The following is a 19,151-nucleotide window of genomic DNA, read 5'->3' as shown; positions in this document are numbered from 1 at the left end:
GCGCGGCGGCCGCAGCCGTGGTGGTGCCGGCAGTGGCGGCCACGCAATGCTCACGCGTCGAATCGCCTGGACCCGTGGAGGAGGCCAGAATGACCGCTGACATGGAGAAGTACCGCGCGCTTGGCGGCTGGGTTGAAAGGCCGGGCGACATGCAGCCGGAACTCGTGGGCGACGCGAGCGCGGATGTGGTCATCGTCGGCGCCGGGTTTGCCGGGCTGTCGGCTGCGCTGGAACTGGTCAGGCACGGAGCGAAAGTGATCGTACTCGAGCGCGAGTTTGCCGGCTTTGGTGCAAGTGGACGCAACGCGGGCTATCTGGCCGGCGCACTCGCGCTCGAGTACGATCTTTTTCTCAAGAGCATAGGCAACGAAAAAGGGAAGGAGATCGTCCGCTACTACGAGGACGCCGTCCCTTTCGTGGAGGGCAAGCTCAAAGAGTACGAGATTGACTGCGACTACAACCAGACCGGCATTATCCGTGCAGGCATTGATCCTGCGCAGGAAGAGAAGGTGCGCGAGGACATGCGAACCGGCGCCGGGTTGGGCTTTCAATCAGAGTTTCTCGATCAGGCTGAGATGCGTGCTCGTGGCATTCCGCCGGCGTTTCTGTTTGGCAACTACGTGTCGCGCGGCGGCACGCTCCATCCCGGCAAGTACGTGATGGGGCTCAGGCGCGCGGCGCTGCGCTCGGGCGTCAAAATCTACGAGAATACGCCGCTGCTCTCTTACACGGAGGGACCGGTCATCAAGGTGCAAACCCCGCGAGGCAGTGCGAGCGCCCCGGCTCTGATGCTGGCGACCAACGCCTATACGCCGCAGCTCGGCCTGCTTGCAGACAAGGTCGTGCCGTTGCGAGTTTCGGCGATCGAGACCGAGCCGCTTTCCGATGCCCAGCGCAAGGCGTTGGGCTGGCCGCGACGCGAAGGCATCGTGACGGCACACTGGACCATGGAAAGCCACCGCCTGACCGTCGACAACACACTCGTGGTGACGACGAAGCGTATCCACTACCCATACGGCTCCAAAACGCCGAACGTGCCCGACTACGAGTCGTATCGCGAGCTGCGCACGGCTCTGCATGACCGCTTCCCGACCCTCAAAGGCATCGCGCTGCGGGCGTGCTGGAGCGGCTATATCAGCCTGGCCAATGACGCGCTGCCAGTCGTCGGGGCAACGGGGGTACATCGGAACATCTTCTACAGCGCCGGGTGCTCCGGGCATGGTGTGGCCGCGCAGTCGATGGTGGGCAACATGATTGCCGGGCGCATTCACGGCACCGAAAATCCGCTCCTTTTGGCGCTGGATCACAAGACGCCATCCACGCTGCCCGAGCCGTTGCGATGGTGCGTCATCAATGGGGCGTTGGGCGTGACGAACGCGCTGGACGACCGCGTGAACGACAAGGTGCGCGCGGCGCAGGTGTTGCGTGCATAACGCGCGTAGCGCCAGGGGACGCCTGCAGCGAACGTACCTCGACCTGGCCCGATTGGGGCATTGGGCGAGTGGCTCGACGATTGGCTCCTGTAAATCGAGGCGATGAGGAGGGGGCTCGAACCCTGCGGTGCGCCATATGGATGTTCAGCCTCGTGTAAGGTATAGTCATGTTTACCTAGGAAGCGGTTCGTGTGACCGCGTTGCCTCTCCTCGGCGAGGCGTCTACCTCACTCAAGGCGGAAAGCGATGACAGTGCCAAAAGAGCCAAGCACCCGTAAGCGGCGCACGTCGGGCGCAGCACCCTCCACGGGAACCGCACCCGACGGTTTGCGAGCCCAGGGCGTACGTACGCGCAATGCCATTATTCGTGTGGCAAGGAAGCTCCTGCTCGAGAGTGGCCCCATGGACTTCTCGCTGCGCGCCGTCGCCCTGAAAGCGGGAATCAGTGTCAGCAACCTCCAATACTACTTCCCGACGCGGCCTGCCGTCCTACGGGCGGTCATGGCGCCTGTAATCGACACGTATCTCGATGCGCTAAAACAGGCGCTCCAGAGCAATGCCTCGCCGCGCGCGGCGATCGAAGCCATTCTCGATCTGGGGCTACAGGACGCGAAGGACGCGAAGAACATCCCGCTGTGGTGGCATTTCTTTTCGTTTGCGTCTACCGATCCCGAATGCGGACAGATGCGGGACGAGTGGTACGACACCTTGACGAGCGAACTTGCCAAGCTCATTCGCGCCGTGAATCCGGAGCGTGGGGCGGCCGAGAGTGCACATATTGCCGTGCTGCTCATTTCGATGGTCGACGGCATGACACTTCATCTGGGCACCACGCGCAGCAAGCGCGCGTACATGCGAGGGTTCGAGGCGATGTACTTCGAGACCGCGCGTAACCTGGTGTGGGGGAAGACGGTGGACGCCGAGACGGCCTAGCAGCCACGGTGCCATGCCGGCTAAGAAAGGACGGGGGAATACCCTGTCTTTTTTTTTCACCTTTTGTTTTGTATTGTTACCTATGTTTGGTACGTTGATCTACAAGCTGGATGACTGGGCTGCGAGGCAGTCCGGTCGACATGCATCCACGAGAGGAGGAATACCGAAATGATTCGACTGCACACGTCTGTAGGGTTGCCGCTGGCCGGATTGAGCGGCTTCGAAACGCCGATGAGCGAGGAGGAGCGTGCGATCCAGGATACGGTTCACCGTTTTGCGCGCGACGTGCTGAAACCCGTCGGCCGCGAACTCGACCGCATGACGCCGGAGGAAGTGATCGCGCCCGGCTCGCCGTACTGGGCGGCCATGATGGAGAGCGCGAAACTCGGCCTTGATCCGCAGTTGCTTGCGCAGCTTCCGCCAGACATGGCGGTGCGCATTGAATCGTTGATCGGCGAAGAACTCGGCTGGGGTGATGCAGGGCTTGCCGTTTCGATCGGCGTGGCGCCCGCTCCGTTGATGATGGCGCAGTCGATCGGTAATCAGGAGCTCATCGACATGTGCACCGGCAAGATTGGTTGCTGGATGAACACTCAGCCCGACCGTGGCACCGATGCCGCGATCCTCTACCGCGATGAGATCAGCGCGGGCGGCAAGCAGCCGGTGGGTAACCTCACGGCAAGGGTGGGTACGGATGAAATCGTCATCAACGGGCAGAGTTCCGCGTGGATCTCGAACGGCTCAGTCGCGCAGGTGGCGCTCGCGTACATGGCGGCGGATTATGGCGATGGGTTCTATGGCACCGGGGAACAAAGTGCATTCACGAACGGCATCGGCATGATTCTTCCGCTCGATCTGCCGGGTATCTCGCGCGGCAAGCCGCTCGACAAGATTGGCCAGCGCTCGCTGCCGCAGGGCGAGATCTACTTCGACAATGTGAAGGTGCCCAAGCGCTTCGCCATAGCACTGCAGGACGAATATCTGGGCAATCTTGCCTCTATCTGGTCGTTCGCCGGGACGCACATGTGCCAGGTGTTCGTGGGCGTGGCCCGCGCCGCGTTCGAACTCGCGCTGGCGTATTGCCACGAGCGCAAGCAAGGAGGGGCGCTGTTGATCGACCACCAGATGACGCAACTGCGCGTGGGCGAGATGCTGCGGCGCCTCGAGATGGCGCGTGCGATTGCGCGACGCAGCCTCGCATTCTCGCGTCTGTCTCCAAAGAGTCATCCGTATGCGACTGCCCAGGCCAAGGTCAGCGTGACCGAAGAAGCGATGAAGATCACGCACGAGGCGTTTCAGCTTTTCGGTGGCAACGGCACTACCCGCGAATTCCCGATCGAGAAGCTGTTCCGCGATGTGCGCTCCGCGCTGATCGAAGACGGCGAGAACTACCACCTCACGTTGCGTCTGGGTGTCCTGGCAGGAAAGCTCTATCAGAACGGGTGGACGAAGGAGTAACCAGACCGTCGGCGCCGCTGTATTGGCCTCGCGTTGATGCACCGTCTATCTTGGCTCGAATTCGTTTATTGATTGGAAGTGCGACGTGAACGCTACCGCCATATTGAGTCGTGCAGTTCTCGCGGCTGCGCTAACGGCCGTCGCCGTTTCGGCTTAGGCGCGTGGCGGCGGCGTTCGCACGCCCGAGCAGACGACGTCGCATTCCGTGTCCGTCTCGAATCGAGTGCCGGATGATCCGGGTGCGCAGACCAATGCGGCTCGATTGGACGGGCGCCCGGTCACGGACGTCAGCCCGGCGCGGGCAAAACCCGGGCGCAAGTCCGGGCCGAGCTCCTGCAGGCCGGAGAGGAGGGGATGCGTCTGCCGCGCTGGGTTGACTATCCGCCCAGTGCCGCGACGAGGACGCCTAACCGGGAAAACTTCCTGCGCATGGAACAGGTGTGGAAGGCAAAAGGGATCATTCCGGCGACGAGCGTAAGCAGCACAAATGGATTGAACGAGGAGCAGCAATGAAACTGTTGGTGGCGGTGAAGCGGGTCGTGGATGCCAATGTGAAGGTCGGCGTGAAGTCTGACGAAACGGGTGTCGATATCGCTAATGTGAAGATGTCGATGAACCCGTTCGACGAAATCGCCGTGGGAGAGGCGGTGCGTCTGAAGGAGGCAGGCGTGGCGACGGAGGTCATCGCCGTTTCCGCTGGTGTCGCGCAAGCTCAGGAAACGCTGCGCACGGCGCTCGCGATCGGAGCGGATCGCGCGATCCTCATCGAGTCGAATGAAGACCTGCCGCCGCTTGCCGTGGCGAAGCTTTTGAAAGCGCTCGCCGATAAAGAGCAGCCGCAGCTCGTGATCCTCGCCAAGCAGGCTATCGACGACGATTCGAACCAGACCGGCCAGATGCTCGCCGCTTTGGCAAACCTGCCGCAGGCCACCTTCGCTTCGAAGATCACCGTCGCCGATGGTAAGGCCACGGTCGCGCGTGAAGTCGATGGCGGTGCGGAAACGCTGTCGCTCAAGCTGCCCGCCGTTGTGACCACCGACCTGCGCCTGAACGAGCCGCGCTACGTCACGCTGCCGAACATCATGAAGGCGAAGAGGAAGCCGCTGGAAACGATCAAACCTTCGGATCTGGGTGTAGATGTCACGCCGCGTCTGAAGACCCTGAAGGTTGCCGAGCTGCCCAGGCGTAGCGCAGGCGTGAAGGTCGCCGACGTGAAGACGCTGGTCGAGAAGCTGAAGACCGAAGCCAAGGTGTTGTGAGGAGCGAGAGAGAAATGACGAATCTGGTTATTTCCGAACACGAGAACGCAACCATCAAGGCTGCGACGCTGAACACCGTGGCTGCCGCACAGAAGATCGGCGGCGACGTGCATGTGCTGATCGCGGGCCACAACGCCCAGGCCGCCGCCGACGCAGCAGCGAAGATCGCCGGCGTTTCGAAGGTGCTGCTGGCCGACGCACCGCAACTCGAAGTGGGCCTCGCCGAAAACGTCGAAGCGACGGTCCTGAGCATCGCGAAGAACTACTCGCACATCCTCGCGCCGGCCACGGCAGCGGGCAAGAACGTCACGCCGCGTATCGCAGCGAAGCTCGACGTCGCGCAGATCAGCGACATCACCGCAATCGATTCATCGGGCACGTTCGAGCGTCCGATCTATGCAGGTAACGCGATTGCGACGGTTCAGTCGCAAGACCCCATCAAGGTGATCACGGTCCGTACCACGGCATTCGATGCAGTCGCAGCAGAAGGTGGCAGCGCAGCGGTTGAAAAGCTCGACGCGGCAGCAGACAGTGGCCTCTCGCAATTCGTCGGCCGCGAAGTCACGAAGCTCGACCGTCCAGAACTCACGAGCGCGAAGATCATCGTTTCGGGTGGCCGGGGTCTGGGCAGCGGCGGGAACTACACGAAGGTTCTGGAGCCGCTGGCGGACAAGCTCAACGCGGCTCTTGGCGCTTCGCGTGCTGCGGTAGATGCCGGCTACGTGCCGAACGATTATCAGGTCGGTCAAACCGGCAAGATCGTGGCTCCGCAGCTGTACATCGCGGCGGGCATCTCGGGCGCGATCCAGCACCTGGCGGGCATGAAGGACTCGAAGGTGATCGTGGCGATCAACAAGGACGAAGAAGCACCGATCTTCAACGTGGCCGACTACGGCCTCGTGGGCGATCTGTTCACTGTCGTGCCGGAGCTGGCGTCGTCAATCTGAGCGCCCAGCCGGAGGTGCGCCCGTGATGCCGGGCGCACGCTGGTGTAATCCCGCTCACTTGCCAGGATCGTCGAAATTTTCTATGACGCGGTGTTTCGGTGCCCGGTGGGGCGTGCGAAAGTGAAACATCGCGAGACATGTTTGAAGATACAGAGGAAAACCCTTTATTTTTTTTGACTTTATCTTGGTATCATGACCTATGTTTGGTTGTATGTACAATTAAAGAGCCGCTGAAGCAGCCGATCTCACGGTCTCCGAAGAGGCTCGCGCATGGTTATGAATAAGGAATGCAAAGCAGCTGCGCAGCACCGTGTATCGACCGGATATTGGGTCTGGCGCCTGAGCGGGGCAGGTTCGGTGACCTGCGAGCAGCGGGGACCTTCATCACGTAGACAGAGACACTATGGCAAAAAAATCTTCCCCTGACGGCACTGCAAACCTGCAGCGCAGGCAATGGCTCAAATATGCCGGTGCCTCGGCTGCCGTGGGTACGCTCGCCATGGGCACCCAACAGGCGTATGCCGCAGTCACCAAGGCCGCGCCAGGCGCGGACGGCGTTCTCGACGTCGCCATCATAGGAGCGGGGCTGGCCGGACTGACCGCCGCGCGAGATCTGCGCCAGGCGGGCTGCGAATCCTTTCTGGTGCTGGAAGCACGGGATCGCGTGGGAGGGCGAACGTTCAACTACAGCATCCCCGGCGGGTACGTTTCGGAAGTCGGCGGGCAATGGATCGGGCCTGGCCAGACCGCCGTCGCGGATCTCGCACGCGAACTGGGTGTCGGGACCTTCCCGACTTACTATGACGGCAATACGGTCATTCTGGGCGGCGACGGTCGCGTGACAGTCGATCTGAAGGGCACGTTCGGCACCGACGAGGCGATCGGGGCAGAGCTCAGCAGGCTCTCGCGCGACGTGCCTTGTGGCGCACCGTGGACGTCCCCGAAGGCCGGCGAACTGGACAAGCTCTCGGTAGGTGACTGGCTGGAAAAGCAGGATATCAAGCCTGAAGACCAGGTTGCATGGAATGGCAGCATTACTCTTTCGGGCGGCGCGGCGCCAGCAAAGATGGGGATGCTGCACTTCCTTTCGATGGTTAATTCAGCCGATTGCGATTACTCGCAGCTCGACAGCATCAAGCACAGCGCCCAGGAGACCCGCTTCATCGGCGGCTCGCAAATTCTCAGCATCAAGATGGCCGAGCAACTGGGTGACAGGGTGCGCCTGTCTTCTCCGGTCTACCAGATTTCCGGATGGGACGGCGACGTCGTCACCCTGCACACAGACCTTGGCGAAGTGCGGGCACGGACCGTAATCATGGCCATCCATCCGGCTTTGTGTCATCAGGTGCAATTCGATCCACCCCTGCCAGAAAAGCGCGCTGCCCTGCAGCGCGCCTGGCCCGCGCATTCCCCGGCGCGGAAGACGGCCATGGTCTATCGGCGTCCATTCTGGCGCGACAAGGGCATGAATGGCAGCATCTTCCAGGTCAATGGCCCGATCCTCTGGGCCTACGACAATTCCCCTCCCGCCTGCGAGATCGGGGTCATCAACGCGTTCATCCAGAATGCGATGGTCCCGTCCGAGCGGGACGCGGCAATGGCCATGCATAAGCAGTTCTACGCGCAGGCATGGGGTGACGAAGCACTGTCGCCCATCGCCTACCACGATCAGGACTGGGGCCGGGTGGATCGCTGGACCTTGACCTGCGTTTCCGCCATTCCGCCGGGCTTCTGGAGTGCTCACGGCGAGGCGCTGCGCCCGTCGTGCGGGAAGCTGATCTGGTCGGGGACGGAGACTGCGAACATCTGGGCCGGCTACATGGATGGCGCCGTGCGCTCGGGCCGCCATGGCGCGCTTCAGGCGCTGAATGTCCTGCGTCAGGCGTAGGAAGGCAACGATGAAAAAAAACCTATTGATTGGCATTCCTCTAGTTGTTGTCTTGCTGCTGGCCATTTTCGGTGCCGATCTGCTGGGTCTTTACCGGCTTCAGAGCTATATCACGACGTCGACCACGGCTTACCTGGCTGATGGCGGCGCCTGGCCGCATGTGACCGATGTCTGTATGGGCTGTCACGGAGTCAAAGGCAATTCGCTCCATCAGGGGTATCCGAGCCTGGCGGGGCAGCCAGCGCCTTACCTGGAAACCCAGCTTCACAACTTCGCTAGTGAGGCGCGGCGCAACCCGAACATGGGGCCTCTCGCGATGACGATGAGCGATCCGCAGATCAAAGCGCTGGCGGAATATTTTGCCGGTGTGACCCCTATCGCGAATCGCTACTTCAAGCCGGATGCACAACTCCGCGAGAAGGGGCGGCACCTGGTGGCCGCGGGCAACTGTGTTGCATGTCACGGTGCCCAATTGACGGGTCACGACCAGTTTCCGCGTTTGGCTGGTCAGGGATACGACTATCTGCTCGCGCAGTTCGACGAGTTCGCTTCCAGCGCCCGCAGCGAGCCCACCGGCGTCATGAAAAACCTTGTGACGGGCTTTTCCCCGGAAGACCGCAAGGCCATCGCCAGCTATCTGGCAAGCCTTGACCCGAAAAAAAATTGACCAATCAGATGCAACCGGAATTGGGAGTTTAGCGATGGACCTCAGATCTTTAGTTCTTATGCTTTCTAGTGCCTTGCTGGCGGTGAGCTCATTTTTCTACGGCTGGAAGATCGTCAGGAAACGAAACTATCTTCTCGGGCTGGAGATGTGGATCGTCGGTACCTCGGCTACGAACGCCATTGGATTTTTTGCCACCGGCAATGCAGTTTCCTATGAGGCAGCGCACTTTTTCGATGCGTTTTCTCGCGGATTCGGTATGCCGATCATTGCCGTCGCGGGTCTGATGGCGATTACGCACGGCTACAAGCCGTCAATTCGCCAGGACGTCGCGGTATTCGTCGCTTCCTTTGCGCTCACATTCGTCCTCGTGGGGGCGGATTTCATCGACGGCGTTTTGCCTTACTACTATCTGGCGATGTGGATCTGGCTGTCGATCTATCTCGCTTATTTCGTCAAGCGATTGCTGAACATCGGCGCAATGCTTGAAGCGTTGGGGGTAGCAGGGGCGCTGGTGACATCACTCACGATTGCCGGCATTTACGACTTCTACAAGATCCCTGGAGAGGAAACCAACGTCGTGCTCAATTTCTTCACGCTTGCGCTGTGCACGTGGGCCTACTTCATGCCGGCGATCTATTACGGCTATTGCGCCCTGGAGCGTGCCCGAAGCGGGAGTGTCGCGTCAAATAACCCCGTTCCATACGGTAATTGAGCAAAAGCCCTCGCTGTTGCCGCGCTCCGATGCAACTGGACGTCCAACGCGGGCAACGCTGAACGTTTCTCAGGGAGATTTGTGATGAATCAGACCTCGCGCAGGGTAATGCGCTTCACTGCCTGGAGTGCCATCATCGGCGGCCTGCTGGCGTACGCGAATGTTGGATTGTCGGTGGCGGTGACCGGCCCGGATGCGGATATGGTGCTGCACGGTGCGTCGATGCTGGCATTGCCTCCGAACACCCGCGACCTGTTCCGCTGGTGCATGGCTGCCGACGTGTTCGGCTTCTACCTGCCCTTCCTCGCCATCGGTGGATACTTTGTGCACGCATTTCGTGAGGAGTTGGGCGCACTCGGCAACATGGTGGCGATGGCCGTCGTGCTGTACGTCGTGGTGGGCGTGACCGGCGCTGTCATGCAGTTTGCAATTCTTCACCCACTGGCACATCTATATGCGGGCGGCGACGATTCCACGAGAAACGCCGCGGCGGCGGTATGGACGGCGATAGCCAATGGGACGCAAAACGGCCTCTGGTGGATTGAGGGTCCCCTCGTGCTCTTCTGGACACCGATTGCCGCCAACGTGCTCAAAAAGGCGGGTTGGAAGGGGGCGATTCTGCTGAAAATCGTCGGCTGGGCTTTCGGGGTCTTCTTTTTGTTCGGTTTTTTTCCGGATCTCGACGCGCTTTCGAATGCGAGCGAGATGGTCGTGGTGCTGGTTCTGCCGCTGTGGATGTTGTTGTTCGGCTGGCAGTTGCTGCGCCGCGCACGAACGTTGCCGGCAGGCTTGCAAGGCGTTGGCGCAACCACCTGAAACAATAACTCTCAAACACATCTCAACACGGAATTGAATATGACTACCCTGATCGTGAGCTACCCGAGCGCAGAAGGTGCGACGTTTGACCGCGAGTATTACCTTTCGACCCATGCCCCGCTTGTCCGCGCGGCTTGGAGTGAGTTCGGTCTGCAATCGGCCGAGGTGCTGTTTCCATCACCAAAGCCGCAGCCCTTCGCATGCGTAGCGATACTGCGTTTCAGCGATGAGGTCGGGATCAATATGGTCCTTTCATCCGCCAAAACTGCCGAGGTGATCGGCGACGTGAAGAACTTTACCAATATCACGCCGACAATTTTCTGCGCGGACGACTGACCGATCGCGCGGCTGGCCTGTCTTCGCCATTGCCGCGAGGCGTGCATCGCACGACTGCGCTTTCTAATGCCTGAACGGGCGGTCGACTCGCTCAACCCCATCCTGCAAGGGAAGCTTCAGTGATTATTGAGCCTGGTAATCTAAAACACAGGCCGAGCATCCTCGCGACGAACGTACCAATGTAAGCAATCAATTTGCCCTATGACATTACTGATTGGCATTCCTCTGGAAGTGGCCACCGGAGAGCGACGCGTAGCGACGGTACCCGAGGTGGTCGAGAAACTGATCAAGCTGGGGTTCCCGGTGGCCGTGCAAAGCGGTGCGGGCGCCGCCGCGAACTTTGACGATGACGCCTACCGTGCGGCCGGTGCCGAAGTCGTGGCGTCGGCTGCCGAACTCTGGACTCGAAGCGACATCGTGCTCAAGGTGCGCGCCCCGGCAAGCCGCGTCGCTCGAAGAAACCGCGGCAAGCATGGGTGAACTTATATTGTCAGTTCGACGTAACTCGGATCGTGTGCGGCAGGCAGCGGAGTTGGCCAACGCGACATCGCTCGCGGCCGATACCAGTATGGCCGCGGTCGAGCAGATGAGAAGCACTATGGACAACATCTCCGTGAGGTCGGCGAAGATCGTGGAAATTACCGCGCTCATCGAAGGCATCGCTTTTCAGACGAACATTCTGGCTCTGAATGCGGCTGTTGAGGCTGGGCGTGCGGGCGAGCATGGGCGGGAGTTCGCGGTTGTCGCCGGAGAAGTCCGTAACCTCGCGCAGCGCGCAGCTATCGCAGCGAAGGAAATCAAGGTTCTGGTCCGGGTCTCGGCGGAGGCGATTTCCGGGGGGGGGGGGACGTGCATGCTGACCGCGTCATGCAGGCCATGGTGGACGTTCGGGGAGCGGTCAAGCGCGTGGTTGAGATCAACGACAATTTCTTCGACGCTTCAGAAGAGCAGCGCGGGGGAATCAGGCAGGTCAACGAGGCCGTGGGCCGTATGGACCAGGTCGTTCGCGAGAACGTGGCGGTAGTTCAACGAGCGGCAGAAGCGGCGGCCTCGCTAAAATAGCAGGTGGCCGCCCAGCGGCGCGCCATTGCCGTATTGGAGGTCCATTCGCAAAAAGGACAAAGTGACCCGTCATCGGCCTGATTCGCTTCTGCCAGCACGTACCCAGCCGGTCAGGCGAACGGATGGCGCGTGCCCGGTCCCGACGGCCAGATGGACGCGCAGTTCATCCGCATGACTTGATCGTCGCAACAATCGACATTTTTGGCACCTACGGCGAGGCGTTGAGCGACAAAGGGAATGGCCAATGTCAGCGTTTATCGACGCCTGAATAATGTTTTGCCAAGAAAAAACCAACAGGAACCGTTGCGTCGCACACGTGGCTGTTTCTGTTGCGCGGAATCCGGCCGGAAGCATTGAACTGCCGTCGCCGGATGCGCGAAAAACACAACGCCTGCAAACATACCAATTGTCGAGGCCAGATTTAAATGTCCGGGTTTGGACTTTTTAGATGGAATGGTCGCCTCCCGCCTTAACGGTCTGTCCGGCGCCGCGGTCTCGCTTCCGGAACGTGCGACATTGCGGATTCGGCAGTCCTGCCGCCAAGGAGAATCAAATGGACCCCACGGTCATTGCCATCGATCTGGCTACACGCGTCTAGACTGCGAACGATCGGTGGGCAACGCGTTTCCGTCTTTGGGGCCGCAAGGTGCGTCCCCGTTTCGACGCCCGCAAAAGGGCCGCCGCCCCGGTTGCGATTCCGGGGAGATGACGATGGGCAGCGGCGATAGGATCTGTTGTACGAAACCGCTGACGCGGTAGCAGGTGGTCGGCGGCGTCTTCGACATCGTTCATGGAGTGTCTCCCCTTGAGTGCCCGCAGTTGGAGGAGAGGGGCCGTTTGCGATGCTTATGAGCCAATGGTATCTCGCAAAGAACATGTCGAAGCATTACGCGACGAAGCGCAAGGGCCGACCTGCAAGATATTCGCCGACCTTGGTCGGAGGGGCAGCAGTGGTCGACGGCTGCGATTGTGGCGAGATAAAGGAACGCATTGTCGAGATCGCCTGGCCGGCGCAGCAGTTCGTCAGCGAGTTCTCGCGAAGCGCGGCGTGTCGGCCTACGCGGCATAGTGGTGGAGAACCAACTTGGCTCCGTCTCCGTATATGGCGCGCGGCTGTCGGGAAAGATGCTCGGCGCGCGGTGAGTACGCTTCCATGGACTCGAACTCTCATGTACTCAAAAACGTACTCATTCGACGTCGGCTTATCGTGGGATGGGAGCATCTTCCAAGCGTCCCCAAAAACAAAAAGCCCGCAAAGCGGGCTTTTCATTAACATCAGATCCAGCAACTGATCTGGACCTATTTTTATGGTGCCCAGGCGAGGACCTGGACTTCACATCTATGTATTTGATATCTAATGTTATTTGTCTGGCGTTGGTCTCCTCGTGTACTCATCGATGTACTCATTCGCCGCCAGCTTAAAAAATCTAATATGTAGGTGTGGCGCAAATGCGACGACAGATCGACCATCAGTAGGTGTGAACGCCGTCGTTTAGTGTCGGATTTAGACCAGCGTTCACAAGCAAAGCTCGTCGAAGGCAAAACTCAACGCGATACCGGCGAGCTTTAGCTTGATACGGTGAAAAAATGGCACCCGCAATGCGGGTGCCCAACTCCGAGGAGCACAACCCCTGTTCTGCGTTTCGGTTGCGATGGACTTGGGAACCAGTGGTCCACCGCCTTACTACGGAATCCAGCGTTCAGCCAATTCCTGACAAGGTCTGAGCCACTTAGAACTTGTGACGCAGGCCGACGCGCGCGACCACCTGATTGCGATTCGACGATACGTCATCGGCCACCGGCACAAAGGCGAAGTCGAGGGCGCTGCCAGTACGGTCACCACCGACATGCTGATACGCACTCTGTACATATACGTCCGTGCGCTTTGACAGTGAGTAATCAGCCATCAGCCCCGCAGTTTCGTAATTCGGCTTTAGCTTTCCAGTGGTGGCATTGAAACCGCTCGGGGTGTACGTATACATCGCGCCGACGAAGAAGGCTGGCGTGAACTGGTACTTGCCGTTGATTTCGAAATTCTGGTAACGCAGGTTGGAAAGCGTGCCCGAGGCTGGCGTAATCTTGCCGACGTATCCGGAAGACACCGGATTGGCGACGAAGGTATTCGAATACGAGATGCCCACGTTTGCCGAACCAAACGTGTAGGTTGCCCCTGCGCCGAAGATGCGCAGCTTGTTCCCCAGGAAATTTTCATCCGCAGCGGGATTGTTCCCGATTGCACCACCGGCGGTGGACGACTGGTTGTTCGCCTGCAGATAGGCGGCTTCCAGCAGCAGTCCACCTATAACGTATTGGACGCCCATGCTGTACGCGCGATTGTTGGCGAAGTTGGTGTCGTTGCTGAAGCTGTACGTGCCGCCAAATTTAAAGCCAGCAATCTCAGGGCTTGTGTACTTGACAGTATTGTTGACGCGGAAGGTGTTGTCCGTGTTGTCGTTGTCGTAGGGATGGGAGAACATGCCCCCGCCCCATGTGCCATTCGCCGTCGTTTGAGCCAGATAGTTGACGACGGAGTCGTACTGTCGACCGAGAGTAACCGTCCCGTATTGGTTGGATGCGATGCCCACCCACGCCTGTCGCCCAAACATCAGGCCACCCTGACCGAGCTTGCCATTATTGACATTAAAGCCGCTCTCCAGCTGGAAAACTGCCTTGAGATCGCCGCCGAGATCCTCTGCTCCCTTCAAGCCCCAACGACTCCCTTGGACCGTACCGCTCTGGAGCTCGAAAAGCTTGTTGCCACCGACGTTATTCGTATAGTTGATTCCTTCATCGATCAGACCATAGAGCGTCACGGTACTTTGGGCCATTGTGGGAGCTGCGGCGGCCGACATCACGAAAGCTGCAAGAAGTTTCATTTTCATTAAGGTCTCCGAAGTTTATATTGTGAGTCCCGATTACTACTTTGTGCGCACCCCTGGGTCGGGCACGCGGTCTGTTTTGCTGGGCAGTTGACGTCGATTAACCGCCGTAAATATCGAACGTGAAGTACTTCTTCGCAATTAGGTCATACGGAATGGCCGTTGCGCACAGGGCGACCAGCAGCGTTTTAATCTTCATTTTGGTTTCTCATAAACTCCAAGTCTGGATTTTCGGCATAGTACTTCTGCTTTTATTGCGTCGGTGGCGTCGGACTCGGACGCCCCTCGAGCGCAGCGCCGGACGTAAATGGCATCTAGGTTGGAACGGCGTAGCCGTCGACTACAAGCCTCTTGAGGGTGTCGATTTGAAGCGGTCCAATCTCGGGAAGAATGTCGTTGTCCGCCACAAAGTCCCGACCGTAACAAGCGCCGAGAATTGCCACGCCGCCCTCGTGCAAGGGCGCTCTCACCCCAGCCAGTTCGGCGAGTCGAAGTGTCGGTACCAACCCGAACGGCACGTCTTCGAGCACGTAGCGTGTGGCGATGTCTCTCGGGCCGGGCGGATCACTCCCTTGCCGGACAAGTTGCTCCGATATTTCCGAAAGTGAGTCACCAACCACGCCAAAAGACAGCCTGCAATGATCAAAGGTTGTTCTCACTGACTTTCCGAATGCTGTTGCAATGGTAAGTCTCTCCTGGTCTAGAGCCTCAAGGAGTCTCCCGACTGTTGGTGTCAGATTGGAGTTTTGGCTCCAGCTTTCGCCCTTCTCAATGCGGGTCAAGTTGGCTAGCGCAATACCCATGTGATCTTGCGGATTAATGTTGCTGAGGGTCAGCGTCAGCATGTCGTCCTTCAGTGCGAACCGGTCTCCGAAGAGTGAAACGCAAGTGGTATGAATCCGGTGGCTATGGCGGGGTGGAAATGCGGCCATGTCGACCTTGGCGCGGATCGTGCCTACCGTGATAGCTCTCGCAGACTGAGTTTTGGACGTTAGCACCGTGGTGCTCCAAGCTGCTATCGGGATGACGAGCCCCCGCGCCACAAGGCGCTGGGAAATGTAGAGAGCGGCAAATGAGAGATGAGCGCTGATGATTACGCTATGGTGTGCGCGGATATAAGGGATGATGCTGTCGAGGACGAATCGGTATCCGTAGGCCGGCAATGCCAAAATAATGACATCGGCGTCGCCAACATCTTCCGCTTTCCCGCAGACTTCCAAGTAGAACTGCCCGTCGACCGCACCCTTCACGTGAAGGGGCAGTCCAGTAACGAAGTCTGCAGTCCGGGCTCCCGATGGAGACCAAACTTTCGGTTTATGTCCGTTCTGGATGAGATACGCCGCATAACCCAAAGCGATTGCACCGGCTCCCACGATTGTCACTTGCATGTGCCTACTACCTTGAAATAGTCCACTGGCCGTGCACGACCTAGGCGGTTATGTACTAAATTTCTCAGCCCAAGCCCGAACCCATCGTTTTTAGGAGAGGGCAAACGAAACGTCACCTAGACGTTCTTCGCATATGAGATTGCATCGATCTGCAAAACTACATCGAGTGTGGTGGGTTTTGATGCTCAATGCGATGCTCATACGTGCGAAAACATTGGCCGCATCAAACTGCGGCAGCAAAGGCACGTTCCGTCTTATCCAGTGAGAAGAAAAGTTAATGGGGTTCAGAATAGAGAGGCAAAAATCTCGTGTCAAAGTCGGGTTTGATCGTGGATGTATTCTGGGAGGTTATGGGTGCAGAGTTCCTTTTTAGGGAAGCGAGCAACTCAGGCAGTTCACGTCGCACCTTTGCTCCAAGCCATTTGTCTTCAACGTTTCAGCAACGTTTTGCAGCTCCGTGATCTCCCGCGCTGGACGTCGAGCTCAGTGCATCATTCGGTACGGTGCGCGTGGATAGGGGCTTCGGTCCCGGACAAAAGCGGATCCCGTCCGTAGTGCGATGTTTTGCGTATGGTCAAGCTCTCTTCCTTGCGCGCCCAGACCCGGTCATTGTGCATCGACATATCCCGTCTCTTTCTGGCGTTTATGCTGAGACGATGTACTCGCCGACAGACCCTGCATTTCGTAAAATGCTCGGGAGAAAGCAATGCAGCGCTATAACCTTCTGGAATGTTGACGTTTTAAAAGCGGACTTTGATTTTTCGATGAGGCGCGCCTAACATGTCTCGTCACTCGAGGTAGCATCGGGAGGATCGGCAGTAGCATCAGCGCACAATTGCTATTAAGGACGGTCGGGCGTCGCAGATCAGCCTAGCTGTTCCCAGAGATGGTCGGTTCGGGTTACTTGCGAAAAGCGGCATTCTGATTTTTCAGGACAGGTACTCGCATGCTTATTGACAAAGCTTCGAGTCCCCTTGGAGACGTTGCGACCCGTCCGTCGTATCCGTGGCGACGACCAGGGGTTCCATCGGATCCTTGGGCGGTCGCACGCGGTGCAATCATTTTCAACATAGATCTGTGCGTTACACACGTTTGGTCGTCACATAATTCTCGAGCGTCATGAACAATCCTTCGCCTGATGACGAGCTTGCTCTGCAGCAAAGCACGATTCATCGTATTGCATCTTATGTCGTCGAAGCTCGCGGTAAGCGGGTGTCCGGGGTTGCCAGGGAATCTGCGCTAAAACGCATCCTCGACCTCTTATGCGCGGTGGGGGCAGGGGCTAACGAGCCAGGCGTTGTCGCGATTCGCGCGACAGCATGTAAATATCTGGGATCGGGCGATATACCGATGTGGTTCACGGGAACGAGCAGTTCGGCCGTCGGTGCTGCGTGGGCGAATAGCGCGGCCGCGTCGATGCTAGATCTCGACGACGGGCATCGACGCGCGCGCGGGCACCCGGGCGCGGCGGTCATTCCGGTGGCCTTTGCGGTTGCGGCTGAAATGAGAGCCGGGCTGGAAGATTTGATTGCGTCAATCGTCATCGGTTATGAAGTCGGCGTATCGATCGCTGCGGCCCGTACAACATATGGTACGACAGGTACGTGGTCTTCCTACGCAGTTGTCGCAACAGCCGCGGCCTTGAGGTGTGTCCCGTGCAGCGTAGTCGAGCACGCGTTGGCTATCGCAGGCGAAAGCGGGCCCAATTCGTTGTTCATGAGCGCGCCACCGCTCTCCTTCCCAACACCGGAGAGCAGCGACATTAAGGAGGGAATACCATGGTCCGTAGTGACCGGGATGCTCGCGCTCGACCTTGCAGAAGGCGGGTTCACCGGTCCCCGGAATATACTTGACAGCGGTCTGCTCTATAGGTTTGCCGACGTATCGCCCCTCGGGGAGTCTCTACATATCTGCAACGCCTACTACAAGCTCTATTGCTGCTGTCGGCACGTTCACCCGCCCTTGGAAGCGACTCTGAGGCTGATCGAGCAATATCAACTCGACGCGAAGGCGATTGAGGCGATCGACATCGAGACGTACGGCGGGGCGCTGCGCATCGCGAATCAGACCTGCCCAGCTACCCTTGTTGATGTTCAGTACAGCATCCCTTATTGCGTGGCCCTCGCCGCCCTCGCGGGGCGAGAGTCGCTGTTGCCCCTCACGATAGACTGCTTAACTTACGAGGGAGTGAGCGCACTCGCCAAGAAGGTTTCGCTAACGGTCGACGCCGAATTTGATAAACAATTCCCTGCCAGAACACTCGCGCGAGTCACAATCGTGTGCGGGGGGCGTCGGTATGTATCGGAGGTTACCGAGCCACGCGGCGAAGCCGGTGACTCCCTCTCCTGGGAAGAACTCAAGGCAAAGTACGTTGCGGCGACGCGGTTTCACGCCACTGGTGTTCAGCAAGAGCAACTGCTCGCCGCAGTTGAAGAACTGCGCTCAAAAGCTGACCTGGAGCCGTTAAAGGTCTGTATGAGTACTTCGCTCGAAAATAATATTGCGCGTGCCGGATGCCTAAGAAGCTCCAATAATATGATTTCTGGGGGGGATAACTTCAACGATTGAGGTTAACCTCATCATCGTTTCGGTGATGAAATGCGTGCGGATCGGCGAGGACAACAAGAAGAAGCTCGACTACACACCGGATGTATTTACGTTAGAGGGGCATCTCAGGGGCAAATAGGTATGCCGCCTGGGGCTACAGGCGTGCGAGCTTTGTGCACTTTAACGCTGGCGGAGACGCGCGTATCGGCCGGTGGCTTACTACGCTCCGCGCACTCAATAGGCAAGACCGCACGCAATCTCAAGGACATCCTCACGCGCTTGCCCACGAGGGCCAGCGCATCGCCGCATTATTGCCGCAGCGCTGGCAGCCGAGGCAAGCCAGCGCCTAACTTCGCCCGTCAAGAGGGGAATCAACGGTGGCTTATGACATTCGCAGTCAAATTGCGGGCGCCATGCCGATCGGCCGAACGCAAATGAAAACCTTGGAACGATTCGACTCCTCAAGCGATCGTTAAATGGACCGAAGAGTAAAAGGGGCGCTATCACGGAAGGTTCTGTGATGTGTTGGCGCCCGGAGGCGGCCATTTTCCGAGGCGTGCGACGGTGTGCCCAAATCCGGAGCGGCCACGCGACCGGACTCTTGCGGCGCGACCGCAACACGCGCTCGTGCGACCCGCAACTACGACCGATGTGACGCGAGGTATGTATAACCCGAAGGAATACTATCGTGTCTCAACTCGACTTTGACACCCAATTTGGGCGTACGTATTCTGAGCTTACCCGCAATCTCTGGGCGCTGAGACGGGCGTAAATCGAGCGAACGACCGGCCGGTCGCCTTGATTCGTCCGTCGAGTGTGCTTAGCG

15 protein-coding genes and 2 pseudogenes are annotated in these 19,151 nt (G+C 58.9%); 15 read left to right on the top strand and 2 right to left on the bottom strand.

What is annotated here, in order from left to right; genetic code table 11:
* Positions 1-89: 89 nt before the first annotated feature.
* The 14 genes and pseudogenes from B0G76_RS13150 (at position 90) to B0G76_RS43745 (ending at position 11,511) form a co-directional block, all read left to right on the top strand.
* Positions 90-1,433: an FAD-binding oxidoreductase gene (locus tag B0G76_RS13150; protein ID WP_120296352.1), complete on the top strand. Its 1,344-nt coding sequence runs from the start codon at positions 90-92 to the stop codon at positions 1,431-1,433.
* A 246-nt stretch (positions 1,434-1,679) separates the two neighbouring features.
* Positions 1,680-2,366 (top strand): TetR/AcrR family transcriptional regulator, encoded by a 687-nt coding sequence (locus B0G76_RS13145; RefSeq protein ID WP_120292708.1) that lies wholly within the window; start codon positions 1,680-1,682, stop codon positions 2,364-2,366.
* A gap of 168 nt (positions 2,367-2,534) precedes the next feature.
* Positions 2,535-3,824 carry an acyl-CoA dehydrogenase family protein gene (locus tag B0G76_RS13140; RefSeq protein ID WP_120292706.1) on the top strand — a complete coding sequence of 430 codons (1,290 nt, stop codon included), beginning with the start codon at positions 2,535-2,537 and terminating at the stop codon, positions 3,822-3,824.
* A gap of 261 nt (positions 3,825-4,085) precedes the next feature.
* Entirely contained in the window at positions 4,086-4,337 is a 252-nt protein-coding gene (locus B0G76_RS13135) for a DUF4148 domain-containing protein (protein ID WP_120292704.1), read from the top strand.
* The gene (locus tag B0G76_RS13130) at positions 4,334-5,083 is read left to right on the top strand and encodes an electron transfer flavoprotein subunit beta/FixA family protein (protein WP_120292702.1); all 750 of its coding nucleotides are present in this window, start codon (positions 4,334-4,336) and stop codon (positions 5,081-5,083) included. Before B0G76_RS13135 ends, B0G76_RS13130 begins: the two co-directional genes overlap by 4 nt.
* Before the next feature lie 14 nt (positions 5,084-5,097).
* Entirely contained in the window at positions 5,098-6,030 is a 933-nt protein-coding gene (locus tag B0G76_RS13125) for an electron transfer flavoprotein subunit alpha/FixB family protein (protein WP_120292700.1), read from the top strand.
* 403 nt (positions 6,031-6,433) lie between these two features.
* Positions 6,434-7,918 carry an FAD-dependent oxidoreductase gene (locus B0G76_RS13120; protein WP_120292698.1) on the top strand — a complete coding sequence of 495 codons (1,485 nt, stop codon included), beginning with the start codon at positions 6,434-6,436 and terminating at the stop codon, positions 7,916-7,918.
* 10 nt (positions 7,919-7,928) lie between these two features.
* Positions 7,929-8,585, top strand: coding sequence for a c-type cytochrome (locus tag B0G76_RS13115; RefSeq protein WP_120292696.1), 657 nt, complete (start codon positions 7,929-7,931; stop codon positions 8,583-8,585).
* A 34-nt stretch (positions 8,586-8,619) separates the two neighbouring features.
* A complete protein-coding gene (locus B0G76_RS13110) occupies positions 8,620-9,297 on the top strand; it encodes a hypothetical protein (protein ID WP_120292694.1) in 678 nt (225 codons plus the stop codon).
* Between the two features lie 84 nt (positions 9,298-9,381).
* Positions 9,382-10,113 (top strand): hypothetical protein, encoded by a 732-nt coding sequence (locus B0G76_RS13105; RefSeq protein ID WP_120292692.1) that lies wholly within the window; start codon positions 9,382-9,384, stop codon positions 10,111-10,113.
* Positions 10,114-10,152: 39 nt separating this feature from the next.
* A complete protein-coding gene (locus B0G76_RS13100) occupies positions 10,153-10,449 on the top strand; it encodes an EthD family reductase (RefSeq protein ID WP_120292690.1) in 297 nt (98 codons plus the stop codon).
* A 201-nt stretch (positions 10,450-10,650) separates the two neighbouring features.
* Positions 10,651-10,917 (top strand): annotated as a pseudogene (pntA, locus tag B0G76_RS13095) (NAD(P)(+) transhydrogenase (Re/Si-specific) subunit alpha); the annotation flags it as partial.
* 4 nt (positions 10,918-10,921) lie between these two features.
* Positions 10,922-11,260 (top strand): annotated as a pseudogene (locus B0G76_RS44800) (methyl-accepting chemotaxis protein); the annotation flags it as partial.
* 56 nt (positions 11,261-11,316) lie between these two features.
* The gene (locus tag B0G76_RS43745) at positions 11,317-11,511 is read left to right on the top strand and encodes a hypothetical protein (protein ID WP_259460567.1); all 195 of its coding nucleotides are present in this window, start codon (positions 11,317-11,319) and stop codon (positions 11,509-11,511) included.
* A gap of 1,730 nt (positions 11,512-13,241) precedes the next feature.
* Here B0G76_RS43745 and B0G76_RS13085 read toward each other — a convergent pair.
* Positions 13,242-14,393: a porin gene (locus tag B0G76_RS13085; RefSeq protein WP_120292686.1), complete on the bottom strand. Its 1,152-nt coding sequence runs from the start codon at positions 14,391-14,393 to the stop codon at positions 13,242-13,244.
* A gap of 311 nt (positions 14,394-14,704) precedes the next feature.
* Positions 14,705-15,778 carry an NAD/NADP octopine/nopaline dehydrogenase family protein gene (locus tag B0G76_RS13080; protein WP_120292684.1) on the bottom strand — a complete coding sequence of 358 codons (1,074 nt, stop codon included), beginning with the start codon at positions 15,776-15,778 and terminating at the stop codon, positions 14,705-14,707.
* A gap of 1,119 nt (positions 15,779-16,897) precedes the next feature.
* On the opposite strand from B0G76_RS13080, the gene B0G76_RS13075 reads away from it, so the two are divergent.
* Positions 16,898-18,346 carry an MmgE/PrpD family protein gene (locus tag B0G76_RS13075; RefSeq protein WP_120292682.1) on the top strand — a complete coding sequence of 483 codons (1,449 nt, stop codon included), beginning with the start codon at positions 16,898-16,900 and terminating at the stop codon, positions 18,344-18,346.
* The last annotated feature ends 805 nt before the right edge of the window (positions 18,347-19,151 follow it).

The organism is Paraburkholderia sp. BL23I1N1, assembly GCF_003610295.1.
In the GTDB taxonomy this organism is placed as follows: Bacteria; Pseudomonadota; Gammaproteobacteria; order Burkholderiales; family Burkholderiaceae; genus Paraburkholderia.
Note: the sequence above shows the minus strand (reverse complement) of the source record. Positions and strands in the feature narration are given on the sequence as shown.